The organism is Danxiaibacter flavus, assembly GCF_041060425.1.
GTDB classification, from domain to species: domain Bacteria; phylum Bacteroidota; class Bacteroidia; order Chitinophagales; family Chitinophagaceae; genus Danxiaibacter; species Danxiaibacter flavus.
This window is the reverse complement of sequence record NZ_JAULBC010000003.1, coordinates 59,052-74,345: the sequence shown is the minus strand read 5'-3', so window position 1 is coordinate 74,345 and position 15,294 is coordinate 59,052. Positions and strand designations below refer to the sequence as shown.

Sequence of the window (15,294 nt, the reverse complement as noted above, 5' to 3'; positions counted from 1 at the left end):
TAGCTCATAGCTGTATTGCTTTCTCCCGAATAAACAGTAAATTCAGGTTACAATTCCTTCACTGCAAAAAATCTAACCAATGACCTTGAAATCGCGCCGAGAGGCGCTCAAAACGCTTGCTACAGGCAGCGCCGCCTTGTATCTTTCTCCAAATATTTTACTTGCTGCAACGCGTCCTAAAAAAGAAAAACTGGGTGTTGCGCTGGTTGGTCTTGGCTATTACAGTACAGACCTGCTTGCCCCAGCGCTTCAACAGACAAAATATTGCTACCTGGCCGGCATTGTAACAGGCACTCCTGCTAAGGCTGAGGCATGGAAAGCAAAATATAATATCCCGGACAAGAACATCTACAACTACAACACATTCGACCAGATTGCCAATAACCCTGACATAGACGTGGTTTACGTTGTGTTACCACCATCCATGCACAAAGAATATGTGATCCGTGCAGCAAATGCAGGAAAAGAAGTATGGTGTGAAAAGCCGATGGCAATGACAGCAGCTGAATGCCAGGAAATGATTGATGCCTGCAGGAAGAATAAGAAATCGCTTGCAATTGGCTATCGCTTGCATCACGAACCCAACACGCAGGAATACACCCGCATTGTTAACAACGGCTTGCTTGGAAAAGTAAAGGGAGTTGAATGCGCTGCCGGCTACAGGGAGAATCGCACTGATCACTGGAAGCAGAAAAAAGAAATGGGCGGCGGTGTGTTGTACGATATGGGCGTGTATGCTATACAAGGAGCGAGACTGGGTACGGGCAAGGAACCAGTCGCAATTGTTTCCGCTACAACGTCCACAACGCGACCGGAAATTTATAAAAATGGGCTCGATGAAACTACAGTTGCAAGGTTGGAATTTCCCGGCGGCGTATTTGCAGATATAAAAACAAGTTTCGGTGAGAATATCAATTTCCTCAACATTGCCTGCGAGAAAGGTGATATTAAAATGGCACCATACTCCGGCTATAACGGATTACAGGGAAGCAGCCCCTTAGGAACCATCCGTTTTCCTTATGACGTTCCATGGCAACAGGCTAAGCAAATGGACGATAATTCCCTTTCAATCATGAATAAGAAGCCAATGCTTGTTCCGGGTGAAGAAGGATTACGCGATATCAGGATTGTTGAAGCGATTTATAAGTGTGCAGGTAGCGGGCAGAGGGTGGTGGTGTAGGAGAGTGAATGGTGAATGGTCAATCAATGCAGTCTCCTTAAGAAACAATAACATTTATCAAGTACGATTTACGAAGTACGAAGTACCTGATTCAGGCTTGCTTTACTTTTTGTAACCTCTTAAGGAAACGGCATTGAATGGTCAATAGTGAAAGGTGTAGCAGGCTGATTTTGGATTGGCCTGCTATTTTTATGATAGATAGTGAAAAGTGAATGGTCAATGGTGAAAGGTGTAGCAGGCTGATTTTGGATTGGTCTGCTATTTTTATAATAGATAGTGAAAAGTGAATGGTCAATGGTGAAAGGTGTAGCAGGCTGATTTTGGATTGGTCTGCTATTTTATGATAGATAGTGAAAAGTGAATGGTCAATGGTGAAAGGTGTGGCAAGGTGATTTTAGATTGGCCTGCTATTTTTATAATAGATAGTGAAAAGTGAATGGTCAATAGTGAAAGATGGGGCAGGATGATTTTAGATTTGGCCTGCTCTTGTGTAACTTCTTTGTGCTTCTTTGCGCCTTCGCGCCTTTGTGGCAAACGTTGTTGACCTACGTGTCGTTATGCCTCCGTGGTTCGGCACCTTTGTGGCCAAAAACGCCGTGCGCCTCCGTGTCGCTCTGTCTCCGTGGTTAACCAAAAGCGGACAACAACTGTATCAAAACTGAACAGTGGAATTAAGTATTTTTTTTAAAACTACTTGATTATCAATCGATAACAATTCTGGTATTTTATTGGAGTGAAATGTAATCACCAACTTAGCCGCTTTTTTGTCATAATCATCAACGAAAAAACAGCCACCAATGTTTAGATATTATCTGAAGACTGCCATTCGAAACCTCACACGCAACAAAATTTATACGATTATCAACATTTCCGGCTTGAGTATTGGACTTGCCTGCGCCATGCTGATCATTCTTTACGTAAAGGATGAAGTCAGCTATGACCGGTTTCATAAAAATGTGGGCAACATTTATCGCATCGTAAACAGAAATGTTGAAGCGGATGGTAAGGAATCAGGAAAAAGCGGCTATACAGGTTATTTGCAAGGTCCGCGGTTTAAGTCCGCAGTTCCCGAAATAGTATCATTCGTGCGATTCAGAAGCGGTCAGATGGATATGAAGACCGGAGATGAAATCAAACCACAGGACCTTCGATATGCAGATTCCAATTTCTTTTCCGTATTTACATTTCCATTATTGAAAGGCAATCCTAAAACAGCGCTTCTGCAACCAAACTCTGTTGTAATATCGGACGAAGTAGCTAAAAAACAATTTGGCACCACAGATGCACTTGGAAAAACAATTATGCTCAAAGGCGACGATAAGTTTGAACCCTATATCGTTACGGGCGTAGCAAAGAAAGCGCCGCAGAACTCTTCGATTAAATTTGATTTATTGCTACCAATGGTAGTGTCAAAGGAAGATGCGCAGAACAATCAAAACTGGTTCAGCTTTTTCATGAATACATTCGTGGTTATCAATCCTAACGCTGACACAAAAGTTGCCGGACAAAAAATGACCAGGTTCTTTGAAAAAGACGCGGCGGATGTGATCAGGATGATCGCGGAAAAATTCGACTTTCATGGAAGAACAGAATACTCGCTTCAGCCTTTTTTAGATATGCATTTAAGCAAGGATCTGCCGGCGGATAACGGTTTGTCCGACTCAAGCAACCCCATGTTTTCGTATATACTTGGCGGGATCGCAATTTTTGTCCTGCTGATTGCCTGCATCAATTTTGTGAATCTGACGGTAGCCCGTTCACTCAAGCGCGCAAAGGAAATAGGCATTCGCAAGGTTGTTGGCGGGGAAAGAAAGCAACTGATCTTTCAGTTTTTAGGCGAATCATTTGCGCTTTGCTTTCTTGCATTTTTACTTGCCATCATTCTTGTACAGGTAATATTGCCAGTATTTAATGATCTTTCTAATAAAGCGCTGAGTATATCCTACCTTTTCGATCTAAAATTGATCGCGGGTTATATTGGGTTGTTCCTGCTTACCGGCCTGTTGGCGGGTTTTTACCCGGCACTGGTGTTATCCAACTACAATCCTGTTAACACTTTATACAGCAGATTTAATCTTGGCGGAAAGAATTACCTGCAAAAAAGCCTGGTAGTTTTACAATTCACGCTTGCGTCATTCCTGATCACTGCCACGTTGATCATCTACTCACAGTTCAACTATCTTACCACAACAAAGCTCGGTTATGATGATACAAACCTCATTATTGTGGGCAAAGGAAACTTAAATAGAAATGAGGCTGCCTTGTTCAGAAATGAATTGATGAAAAGTTCCGGCGTCGTTGATGTTGCACTAAAGAACGGAGGCTTTTGGGGCTCGGGCGCAAAGATCAATGGCGAAGAAAAAATTTCATTTGCGTATGAAACAGTAAGTGTGCCATATATCCCGATGCTGAAAGTGCCCATACTGCAGGGACGAAATTTTTCCCTGGACCTTCCTTCAGATTCTACCCAATCGGTTATCGTAAATGAAGAGTTTGTAAAGAAAGCCGGATGGAAACAACCTTTGGGCCAACAGGTGCGGTTTGTAAATATGGACAATACTGATGAAACTTACACGGTAATTGGTGTTGTAAAAAACTATCATTTTGAGTCACTGAATCAGAAAATAAAAGAGCAGCTGTTTACGATGAAACCCAAAAATCCGTACGGAGATTTCTACATTAAAATTCGTCCGGGCACTTCAACCGCCGCATTAAAAGATATCGAGAAAACCTATAAAAAACTTTTCCCGATTAATCCTTACAGTTACGATTTCAAGGATCAGCAAAACAGGAACAGTTATCAGTCCGAAGCAAAATGGAAACAGATCATGCTCTTTGGTGCCATCCTTACAATATTCATTTCAAGTATAGGGTTATTTGGATTGTCTGTACTCTCCGCTGAAAAAAGAACAAAAGAAATTGGCATCCGCAAAGTGCTTGGCGCATCAGTTAGCAGTGTTGTGCGTATTTTATCAAGAGACTTCCTGAGCCTGGTTGCAATTGCTTTGCTGGCAGCGATTCCGATGGCCTGGATCGCCGCGAACAGGTGGCTGGAGAACTATCCATACCGGGTTAATTTAAGCTGGTGGATGTTTGCTTCAGCAGGTATTTTTGTTCTGCTTATCGCATTGTTTACAGTGAGCTTCCAGGCGATCAGGGCGGCTACGGCTAATCCGGTAAAAAGTTTGAGAACGGAATAAGTTGTAAGTGATACGTTAAACGTTATACGTTTATCGAAGCGAAGGAAAGGGTAAAGCCGGATAGTTGTACGTTTTAGGTTTATTGAGGCGAAGGAAAAATATAACCCGCTCTATTAAACGTGCAACGTACAACTTAAAACATATCCCTTCTCCGGGTTAAACGTACAACGTATAACTTAAAACTTATAACTTCTTCGTATGTTCAAAAATTACTTCAAAACTGCATTTCGCAGTCTGCAAAAGAACAAGGGCTTTACAGCCATCAATGTTTTTGGTCTCGCAGCGGGGATTGCCACATGCTTAATCATTATGCTCTATGTTACAGATGAACTGAGTTATGATAAATTCAATATAAACGCTCAACGCATTTACCGCATCGACAATCAGATTAAATTTGGCAACAACGCGTTCGATATAGGAGAAGCGCCGGCAGCAATGGGACCAGCGTTTGCCGCGGAATACCCACAGATAGAACACTATACGCGGTTCAGGAACCGTGGTCCGATAACGATTACAAAGGGCGATGAGAAAATCGTAGAGGATAAAGTGATCTATGCAGACTCCAGCCTTTTTAATGTTTTCACATTACCCATTGTAGATGGAGATCAGCGCACAGCATTAAAAGAGCCACAATCTGTTGCAATAACAGAAAGCGCTGCGAAAAGATATTTCGGCAATGCACGTCCGTTAGGTAAAACAATGGAGATTAACAGCAAACCTTACCGCGTATCGGCTGTAATAAAAAATATTCCTTCTCAATCACATTTTAACTATGACTTTTTTCTTCCACTTTCCGGCCTGGATGAAAGCCGCGAAATTGACTGGCTTAGTGAAAACTTTCACACATATATAGTAGTGAAAGAAGGAACAGATATTGCTGGTTTGGAAAAACAGTTTAATAAGTCGCTCGAAGCAGCAGTTGCACCCGAACTTAAAAGTGTCGCTAATATTGCCTTTGACGATTTTAAAAAAGATGGAGGATACGTCCGCTGCAGCCTGATGCCACTCTTAAAGATCCATTTGCACAGTAATAAGCCTGATGAGCTGAGTGTGAATGGAAATTTGCAATACGTTTACATTTTTTCAGCTATCGCTATTTTTATTCTGTTGATAGCCTGCGTAAACTTTATGAACCTGTCCACCGCTCGCTCTTCCAACAGGGCAAAAGAAGTAGGTGTAAGAAAAGTGCTTGGATCTGACAGGCGAAATTTAATTACACAGTTTCTCACAGAATCATTTGTAATCAGCTTTATTGCATTTATGGCAGCGACCGTGCTAACATTCCTGTTGCTTCCATTATTTAATCATCTTGCTCAGAAAAACATAAGCGGCCTGGTTCTTCTTGCCCCATCTAGGCTGGCTGTTATTGTCGCTTTAATGATTGTCGTTAGTCTGCTTGCGGGTAGCTACCCGGCCTTTTTTCTTTCATCTTTCCAACCGGTAGATGTATTAAAGGGCAAGCTGGCAAAGGGTTTTAAAGGTTCTGTTTTGCGTAATGCACTGGTAGTATTCCAATTTGCTATTTCAATTACATTGATGGTTGGCACGACGGTTATTTACAGTCAACTCAATTACATACATCAAAAAGACGTCGGCTTTAATAAAGAACAGGTGTTGATCATACAAAATACATCTGCCCTCGGCTCTCAGTCTGAGGCTTTTAAAAATGAAGTAATGCAGTTACCGGTTGTAAAGGCAGCTACATTTACCGGTTATTTGCCCACCAACAACTGGCGCAACAGTACCGGGCTTTTTCCTGATATGAATTTTGATGTAGAGAATGCGATATTGTCGCAGGAGTGGGAAGTTGACGAAAATTACATTCCGACAATGCAGATGCAACTGGTTTCCGGAAGAAATTTTTCAAAAGATTTTGCAACCGATTCTAACGCTATCATCATAAATGAAGCTGCGGCAAAATACTTTGAAGGAAAAGATCCGATTAACAAGAAAATGTACGCCGTTGAAAATGCAGCAACAAAGAAAATCTCCAGCTTTAGTATTGTCGGGGTTATCAAGAATTTCAACTTTAATTCACTCAGGGAACAGGTAACGCCGTTAGCTTTGTTGTACCGTAAAAACCTGGGAAGCCTTGCACTCCGTATTAATACAGCGGACATCCCTGGTTTGGTATCACAACTCAAATCAAAATGGAAAGTGATGGCGCCTTCACACGCGTTCAGCTATACATTTATGGATGAAGAATTTAATAAACAATACCAGGCCGATCAGCGTACCGGTTCACTTTCAATAACATTTTCAATACTTGCTATTCTTATAGCCTGCCTTGGATTACTAGGACTGGTTACCTATGCAGCCGAACAACGGATCAAGGAAATTGGCATCAGAAAGGTTTTGGGTGCAAACGTCACCGGCATCATTGCCATGTTATCGGGCGACTTTGTAAAGCTGGTTTGCATCGCGGTCGTAATAGCAACGCCTGTCGCCTGGCTGGCTATGAATAAATGGTTGCAGGAGTTTGCTTATCGCATAACCATACAGTTGTGGCTGTTTGCACTGGCGGGTATCATTGCGTTGATTATCGCACTTGCTACGGTAAGTTTCCAGGCTATAAAAGCGGCGATGGCAAATCCGGTTAAGAGTTTGAGGTCGGAGTGAGTTGTAAGTTATACGTTTTACGTTTTTACGTTTATCGAAGCGAAGGAGTAAGGGTGTCTTGCCGTTTTTCATTTCTTAATAATGTTCTGGCTTTGCTTTATTACTCTCGTGCTATCTTACTGTCTTACTATCTTACTATCTTACTATCTTACTGTCTTACGGTCTTACTATCTTACACGTCTTCATTTAACCACCACAATCCATCCTCTGTGTGGCCTTTCATCTGCCAAAGCAGGAGAGGAGACGGCTGCTTCGTAGTAATAAGTGCCCGCACTGACATTGTCACCGTCCCAGGAGTTGTCGTAGTTGTCTGTTTCGTAAATAACAGAACCCCACCTGGTGAATATTTTCAGATGTATGCTGTTTACTTTTTCGTGGTATTTCAGCACGAGTTTATCCATGCTGCCGGCAGACGCCGGAGCAATCAAAAATGGCGTAAATGCGCCTGCTATAATACGGGAAGAACACATATCAGAAGAGTAAATCGTTTTTAGGTTAGAATGCATAATTGAGGTCTTAAGTTAACAAGGTGCCGGTTTGATTATGCTGTTGTGCGTCACCATAACATGTCTTGCATTTTCAATTCTTTGCTTTATTGCGACGCAAAATTAGTTTTGAATAATTTTCTTGCTTTCTCTTCCGGAACATAAAAACAACCGCGAACACGACGCGGTCAATGTCTTACGGTTGTTGATATTGGGTCCGGAAGTTCACATTTTGATGATAATGTTGAATACACCATCTTTTTTATCAACATTGGCAATTGTACCTTGTTATCCGCGGATATTTGTGTTCCCCGGCATTACAACCAGGACTTCCCATGACACATATAAAAGGTATTGAAAAACATCAGCTTACGCAAAAACTGTTCGGCCTTGATCATTTAAGGGCATTCGCTATTTGTTATGTTTTTTTCTATCATTACGGGGGAATTTTTGCTCATCCGGATTGGGTACTCAGCCTCGCCGAATTCGGATGGACGGGAGTTGATTTGTTTTTCGTACTCAGCGGTTACCTAATATCTTCTCAGCTTTTTGAAAAGATCGCGAAAGCTAAAAAAATATCCCTGAAGGAATTTTTTATAAAAAGATTCTTCAGAATTATACCAGCATACCTGGTAATAGTGGTGCTGTATTTTTTGTTTCCCTTATTGAGAGAGCGGGAAGCGCCTGCGCCTCTGTGGAAATATTTAACATTCACCCAAAACCTGGGACTCGATCTTCATTCACAGGGTACATTTTCTCATGCCTGGTCACTATGCATTGAAGAGCAGTTTTATTTATTCATGCCGTTGATTCTCCTTGGCCTGGCACGATTTAAAATGCTGAAAAAAGGGCTTGTAATTATATTGGCATTTTTTGTTGCGGGATTGCTTGTGCGAGCTCTACTATACAACTATCAGCTTACGCCTTATGCACAAAACGATGATTTTATCATTCGTTGGTATAAATGGATCTACTATCCGACGTGGTCCAGGTTGGATGGATTATTAACGGGCGTATCTGTCGCAGCTATTTTTCAATTCAAACCGCAGTTAAGTCAATTGCTCCGGAAAAATGGAAATCTACTCTTATTGTTAAGCTTATCAGTATTAATAGCCGCATATCTTTTATGCAAAGAATCATCTTCATTTGCAGCGTCCGTTGTTGGCTTCCCTTTGGTGAGCATCGGTTATGGTTTAATGGTTGCAGGAGCAGTAAGCCCGTCGGGCCTTCTATTTAAATTTAAATCCAATGCAACGGCTGCTATTGCAAAACTATCGTATGCACTTTATCTATCGCACAAAATTGTTATCCATGTAACCCAGGTACAATTCGCTAAGCTTGACATTGATAAGAATAGTAACCTGATGATGTTTATCTGTATATCAACCTCTTTATTGGCAGCCTTTATACTTAACAAAATCGTTGAAAAGCCTTTTCTTTTATTAAGAGACAAAATACTCAACAAAAGAAAACAACAAGTGCCAAAAACACGCGCTGTCCAATACTGATCGCCGATGCTAGGAGTTTGAAAACCACACTTCATAGTGCCTGGGCCTGGCATCGTTATCTGTTGCAAGCTGAGGAGACTCATTTACCCTGAGCCCCATATTCATCGATTTGATGATAGAGATAATTCTTTGCGCCTCTGCCATTTCTTCCGCACGGAAATACCTGACTTCAATTGCGTTGGGAATGTCAGCACCCTTACGTCCAACATTTTCAACGCCAGGTGCGATGAAATTTTCTTTACGAAGCGTTGCCTGCAGCACTTTAGCCAGATCCATCTGGCTGTCATTAGCAATTTGAATATATACGCGCGGTGGTAAAGTTGAGGCTACTACTTTTTTATCAGGAGCCGAGTTGTCTTTTATATCAATAACCGCGGCAGCTGCATCGATCTTTTGCTGGCTTACAGCGTTTTTACTGGTATCTGCGGCACTATGAACAATGCCTTCTAATGCTGATTCAAGTTCACCGGGCAATTTGCCGTTTCCCTTCAAATATTTGGTGATTTCTATTGCCATCCTCCATTGCTTGTCATCCGGCGATGCGAGATAAGGTAGAAGTAATGTGATGAGAGATGCGTTTTGACGATGCGTTTCTATTTCTGCCAAGTCTTGCTTGGCTTTAGCATCCTGTTGTTCTTTGTTTTGCGTATATAAAAAAGTAATAAAACCAACTACGCAGGTTGACAAAAACCACAAACCAAAACTACTGTTGAAGAAATTCCATATCCTTGAAGATGAAGGAGGTTTATTTTCGCCGGTTTCAAGACTTTTCCTTATTTCGTGACGAAATTGTTCCTCCATTTCGATATGACGTTTCTCGTCCGGGGTTAGATTAGCAAAGGGTTCCATTCGATAAGCTTTAGATATAAAGTAGGTGAGTGCCTCTGCGGGCTTAATTCCAATATACATTTTTTTAGGTAGTTTTATCGACGAATACTAATTAAAATACTACAACAAGGACAATTCAATTGCCTCATAAAGTTTATAAAATGAGTTCTCTTATAAATAAAAAGCACTGGGAAAATGTTTATGAATCAAAGAGTCCCAAAGAGGTAAGCTGGACGCAGAAATATCCAAAAACATCTATGGAGTTTATCCAGTCACTTGATTTGCCGAAAACAGCAAAAATTATAGATGTAGGAGGAGGCGACAGCAATCTCGCTGATTGTTTACTCGAAGAAGGATACGAAAATATCACCGTACTGGATATTTCCGCCAGGGCACTTGAAAAAGCGAAAGTTCGTCTTGGTGATAAAGCAAATAAAATTAACTGGGTAGTGAGTGATGTAACAGCGTATCAACCTGAGACTGGTTTTGATATCTGGCACGACAGAGCGGCCTTTCATTTTCTTACATCGAAAGAGCAAATTTCGAAGTATGTTGAGATCGCAACTAAAACAATTGCCGGCTACCTGATCCTTGGTACATTTTCAACTGAGGGCCCGAAGAAATGCAGCGGGCTGGATATTTCGCAGTACAATGAAGAAACGTTGAATGCAACATTTCAAAGCGCATTTGAAAAGATGAAGTGCATAACGGAAGATCACGTAACACCATTTAACACCAGGCAGAATTTTTTGTTTTGCTGTTTTAAAAAACGAAACTAATCTGGCAACGTAATGTCGTTTGGTTAAGCGAACATCGTCAACTTTGGAAGATCTCTCCTTTCGTGCCAATGACAGATTCATAGCGTGTCAATTTTTCCCGTAGGGAATTAAGCTTAATAGAAATATGCGAATTGAGACCATCATAGTCCGTCCGGACTTTAACCAAATAAATGGGGTTAATGTCCTACGGACAAGAAGGACCTGGTAGGTTAGAGCTTCTATTAAGCTTTAAGTCCTACGGACTATTGACGAAAAGTGTACTGTCATCTCTCTTTGATTGTGGCTCACCAAATTTCCCAGTCGACATGACGGTCCTGGCTTATCAGAAAAACTGATTTCAGCACCGATGAACGATATAGGAAAGGCTGCACCCGCGTCGTCACCCCGGCGATAGGAGAGGTCTCCCGAACAGGGCCTGATTGCGATCGTTTATGGATATTCAAGAATGACAATTCTTAACTAAACGACATTGAATTGTCAACAACATATTGTGATACGATAAAATATGTCGCATGAAATTAAAAACTTGTCTTGTTTTATTTGCATTATTACTAACGGGAGCCGGCTTTGCGCAAACGAAAAGTAAAGAAGACAAAATAGACAGTGAATTACAGCAATGCCTGGATAAAAAAGAAAATCAGTCAACTGCGGGCATGGTTGACTGCGCATACAAAGCCCTGAACAAATGGAACGCAAAACTAAATACTACCTATAAATCTCTTTTAGCTAAACTAGATTCAACTGCAAAAAACTCATTGATTGAGGCCCAGCGTCAATGGATCAAATTCAAAGAAAAAGAAATTGATCTTATAGATGCTACTTATGGCAGTGCGCATGGAACCATGTGGCGGATAGTGCGTGCGCAAAAGGTGATGGATATTACAAAGCAGCGGGCAATGGAATTGGAAGATCTGTTGGAAACGTTAAAACAGATGCAATGATACGAAATTGTAGAGGCGCGATGCATCGCGCCTTTACAACATCCCGAATCGCAATCCCAGATGCAAAAAAAATTGTCCTACACTTTAAAAGTGTAGGACAATTTTTTTTTGCAGTGACCGCGGATCGCCTTAATCCCAAATGCTCTTCAACTCGTATACATCCAGCTTGCTCACATTTGCAGCACCTCCGCTTGCAGTAAGCGACAGCGACCTGTTTTCTGCAGGAATATTTTTATTGATTGGCATGAATAAGATTCCGTCACTTGCAAAAACTTCCAGACCAGTTCTATCCGCATAAATGGTTATCCGTTGTTTACCATTTTGCAATGGGGCAGGAGAGGTAACGCCGTCAATTGTCAACTCTTGTTTGGAAACGTTGTAAACAACCGGGACGCCCCTTACATCAAACTTAACTTCTTTCGCAGTTCCGGGTTCAAACTCAACACGTATCTCCGCCAGCTCAATATCAATTTTAGAAAGCGGATTGGCGCCACCTTCTTTCAATTTTTGTTTGGAGAATGGATAAGTCTTTACACGCAAAGACTCAAGTTCCTTTACGGGAGTTCTCGTCAACCGCAAGCCTTCAGCCTTTCTTTCCAGTTTTAATTCCATCGGAATGCTTTGGGATTGATTGAAGGTCATATCGTCTTTATCCGTATGTGTACGCCACCAGCCTATTTCAATACGCCTGCCTTTAGGTTCGTTGTTAAATGTTTGTGATGCATAAAAATCGCGTCCAAGCTGGCCATTGAGCCTTTCAACTTCCGGTGTGAATTTGGTGCCGTCAAATGTTCCTATCGCATATTGGCTGTTGGCTGCAGTCAGCACCCATTTCTTTTCAGCAGGATTTCCATCGACCGGCAATTCAAAAAATTCGGGGCATTCAAATAAATAACGGTCGTCACCTTTGCCTCCATAAACTACACTTGCTTCGGTCCAGTCCTTTAAGTTGGGAGAAGTAAGTATTTGCATGCTGTTTTGTCCATGATCCCTTTCAACCCAAACAACCATTACCCATTTTTTTGAAGGCTCGTGCCAGATCACTTTCGGATCGCGATTATCTTTATTGATCCTGGTCACCACTGCGCGATCCAGCTTATGGAAGGTACGTCCGTCGTTGCTCCATGCCAAACCCTGCGCCCAGGCTTTGGCGCCGGTAAAGAACATAACCATGGCTGGTTTTCCGCTTTCTCCAAGTCCGCTTGTGTTCTTTTCATCCACTACGGCACTGCCGCTAAACATTGGGCCAAGCTTATCAGGATAAAGTGCTTCGCCCACTTCTTTCCAATGCAATAGATCTGTGCTTACTGCATGTCCCCAGTGCATATTTCCCCAGCCACGTCCATAAGGATTGTGCTGAAAGAAAAGGTGGTATTCGCCATTGTAATATACCATTCCGTTAGGATCATTTGTCCAGCCACGTTTTGGAGAAAAATGGAACTGTCCGCGTAATTTTTCTTTATATAACGGAGCCGCATTTGTGTCGACATCGCTTTGCCTTATTGTTGTAAAGGCTTGTGATGCAGTGCTAAGCGCATCAACTCTTAGTTCCATCTTTTGTCCCTTCCAGTCGCTGATATCAAGATAAGCAAACCAGTCAGGCTTTTCGTCAGCTACTTCCATATCAAACCATCTCGTCAATTCTCCATTAACCCATAACTCCAGGTTCTTTTTGGGAGCACCATTCTTTACTGGCAGTACCAGCCATTTTTTTTCACCGGTAAAAAAGCTGCTGAAATTTTCAAGACGCTGCGATCCTGAATTATCCTGTCCGAAGCATGCGGCCGTGACCACACCGCTAAATAAAACACTGGTTAATATTCTTTTCATGTTGGAAAGCATATTTTTTGACTATGTTGATTAATGAGCTTAAATGGAAAGCTTAAAGCCAAAAGCATAAAGCGTAAAACTACGTTCAAAGAAAAAACTTTATTAATGGACTTCCCAAGACTTTTCTATCAATAATAGTATACACAAGTCTCGCGCACCAACAAGCTTTGAGCTTTAGGCTTTGAGCTTTAAGCTTAAAACTACCATCCCGTATTCTGTTGATACAATCCTCTGCTATAATTGATCTGGTTTAAAGGAATAGGAAAATATTCATCCCTGTTCTTTTTAAACGATGCATCAGACAGATGTGATGATCTTGTTTTTTCTATTGCAAAATATTTGTTGATGTATTCTGCTGCGATACCCCAGCGTACAAGGTCAAAGAAGTGATAACCTTCAGTTGCGAACTCAAGCCTTCTTTCCCATTGCAATGCCTTAAAGGCAAAGTCTTTTGTCCACGTGCAGTTTACCCCCGGCGTATACACGGTCATTCCATAGTTGGAAGTAGAAGAGCCGTCTGCTTGCTTTAGCAGAGCCGTGCTGGCTGCAGCACGTGTACGTACCTGGTTGATCAACGGCAACGCTTCATTTTGTCTGCCCAACTGGATCAACGCTTCAGCTTTAAACAGGAGTACATCATCAAAGCGGATGATATCCCAGTTCTTTGAGCTTGACATAAATGGTGGGATCTTTTGGAAAGACGCATCTTCCGGACCGACTGCTTCTTTCAGACTGGCAAATGCACCGTAAACCTCGGGAGCACGTGCCCAGGATTTTGCAAACAGGAAATCCGCTATGTATTTGAAAGGATGTCCGGGAATGGCAACAGTATGATCTAAACGCGGATCAAAAGTGCCGGTTTTATAATCGCCTGAAGCTGCAACGTCGCTTGCGTTATAAGTATCAAACATCGGCAGTCCATTCTTATCGGTCTTGAACGCATTGATCAGATCATGACTTGGCACATGAAAACCGCAGCAGCCATATTCCTGGTTCATCGGATAGTTAAGCGCATGACCATAATCCAACCGGCCTTTGGGTGTACCATCGCCTTTTGAATACTGTATGGCGAAAACAGATTCTTTACTGTTATCAGTCTGAGCAAGAAAGTTATCTGCATAATCTGTGTTCAGCGCGTACTTGCCTGAGTTTATTACGTCGTCGCATAGCTGATTAACTTCCTGCAGCATCGCGGCATTAATAGAAGTTACGTTGTTGTTCTCATCCTGCTGGTAAGCTTGATACAGCAATACTTTGGCCAGGTATGCCTTAGCAGAATTTTTATTTGCACGGCCAATCTCAGTCTGGGTATCAGGCAGTCCATTTACTGCTGCACGAAAATCGTCTGCAACTTTGGTCCACAATGCTTCATTTGAATAGGTTCTGTTTGAGACAGTATCATAATTCGCTTGCGGTGTGTTCTCATCAATATATGGAACATATTTGAAGAGGATCTTTGCAAGGAAATAAAAATGCCCCCTTAAGAATCTTAGCTCAGCCTGTCTTGTTGCCTTTTGGGGATAATCAGCATCGCTTAAATTATTCATTCTTCTAAGCGCATCATTTGCGCGGCCGATACTTACGTACAGGCGATACCAAACAAGGTCTATCAAACCATTGTCCACGCGATTTAAAGAGAACGTTTCAAAGAGGTGATATTCGCTGATGTCACCAGGACCATCCCCGCCCTTATAAGTATCGCCTCCGCGGATGCTGCCATAGGGCCACATGCTGGAGAAAGGTGCGGTATAGTGATCGTTGCCAAGGGCGGAGTAGGCCGCTATAACAAGCTTGTCAACGTTCTCAGGTGTATTTAAATCGTCGTCTGATATAACACCCTGCGGCGTTTCATCAAGTACTTTTTTGCAGGATAACGATAAGGCACAAGCCATCGTGATCAGTATTATTGTTCGTTTCATTGTAT

10 protein-coding genes are annotated in these 15,294 nt (G+C 42.0%); 6 read left to right on the top strand and 4 right to left on the bottom strand.

The features are described from left to right. Window positions 1–79: 79 nt before the first annotated feature. From QTN47_RS10870 to QTN47_RS10860, 3 genes are all read left to right on the top strand, one after another. Window positions 80–1,180, top strand: coding sequence for a Gfo/Idh/MocA family protein (locus QTN47_RS10870; protein ID WP_369329393.1), 1,101 nt, complete (start codon window positions 80–82; stop codon window positions 1,178–1,180). A gap of 797 nt (window positions 1,181–1,977) precedes the next feature. Further along, window positions 1,978–4,380: an ABC transporter permease gene (locus tag QTN47_RS10865; RefSeq protein ID WP_369329392.1), complete on the top strand. Its 2,403-nt coding sequence runs from the start codon at window positions 1,978–1,980 to the stop codon at window positions 4,378–4,380. A gap of 198 nt (window positions 4,381–4,578) precedes the next feature. After that, window positions 4,579–6,999, top strand: coding sequence for an ABC transporter permease (locus QTN47_RS10860; RefSeq protein WP_369329391.1), 2,421 nt, complete (start codon window positions 4,579–4,581; stop codon window positions 6,997–6,999). 182 nt (window positions 7,000–7,181) lie between these two features. Here QTN47_RS10860 and QTN47_RS10855 read toward each other — a convergent pair whose 3' ends face one another. Continuing rightward, window positions 7,182–7,505 (bottom strand): T9SS type B sorting domain-containing protein, encoded by a 324-nt coding sequence (locus QTN47_RS10855; protein WP_369329390.1) that lies wholly within the window; start codon window positions 7,503–7,505, stop codon window positions 7,182–7,184. Between the two features lie 314 nt (window positions 7,506–7,819). On the opposite strand from QTN47_RS10855, the gene QTN47_RS10850 reads away from it, so the two are divergent. After that, window positions 7,820–8,992, top strand: a complete 1,173-nt coding sequence (locus QTN47_RS10850) for an acyltransferase family protein (RefSeq protein WP_369329389.1) — start codon at window positions 7,820–7,822, stop codon at window positions 8,990–8,992. Between the two features lie 9 nt (window positions 8,993–9,001). On the opposite strand, the gene QTN47_RS10845 is transcribed toward QTN47_RS10850, so the two are convergent. Beyond that, window positions 9,002–9,841, bottom strand: coding sequence for a hypothetical protein (locus QTN47_RS10845; protein ID WP_369329388.1), 840 nt, complete (start codon window positions 9,839–9,841; stop codon window positions 9,002–9,004). Window positions 9,842–9,981: 140 nt separating this feature from the next. Between QTN47_RS10845 and QTN47_RS10840 the strand changes: the two genes are divergently transcribed. Together QTN47_RS10840 and QTN47_RS10835 are read left to right on the top strand one after the other, a co-directional pair. After that, the gene (locus tag QTN47_RS10840) at window positions 9,982–10,599 is read left to right on the top strand and encodes a class I SAM-dependent methyltransferase (protein WP_369329387.1); all 618 of its coding nucleotides are present in this window, start codon (window positions 9,982–9,984) and stop codon (window positions 10,597–10,599) included. 512 nt (window positions 10,600–11,111) lie between these two features. Next, entirely contained in the window at window positions 11,112–11,540 is a 429-nt protein-coding gene (locus QTN47_RS10835; RefSeq protein WP_369329386.1) for a lysozyme inhibitor LprI family protein, read from the top strand. Between the two features lie 129 nt (window positions 11,541–11,669). Here QTN47_RS10835 and QTN47_RS10830 read toward each other — a convergent pair whose 3' ends face one another. Together QTN47_RS10830 and QTN47_RS10825 are read right to left on the bottom strand one after the other, a co-directional pair. Beyond that, entirely contained in the window at window positions 11,670–13,370 is a 1,701-nt protein-coding gene (locus QTN47_RS10830) for a glycoside hydrolase family 32 protein (RefSeq protein WP_369329385.1), read from the bottom strand. A 200-nt stretch (window positions 13,371–13,570) separates the two neighbouring features. After that, window positions 13,571–15,289 carry a RagB/SusD family nutrient uptake outer membrane protein gene (locus tag QTN47_RS10825; RefSeq protein ID WP_369329384.1) on the bottom strand — a complete coding sequence of 573 codons (1,719 nt, stop codon included), beginning with the start codon at window positions 15,287–15,289 and terminating at the stop codon, window positions 13,571–13,573. Window positions 15,290–15,294 lie beyond the last annotated feature (5 nt).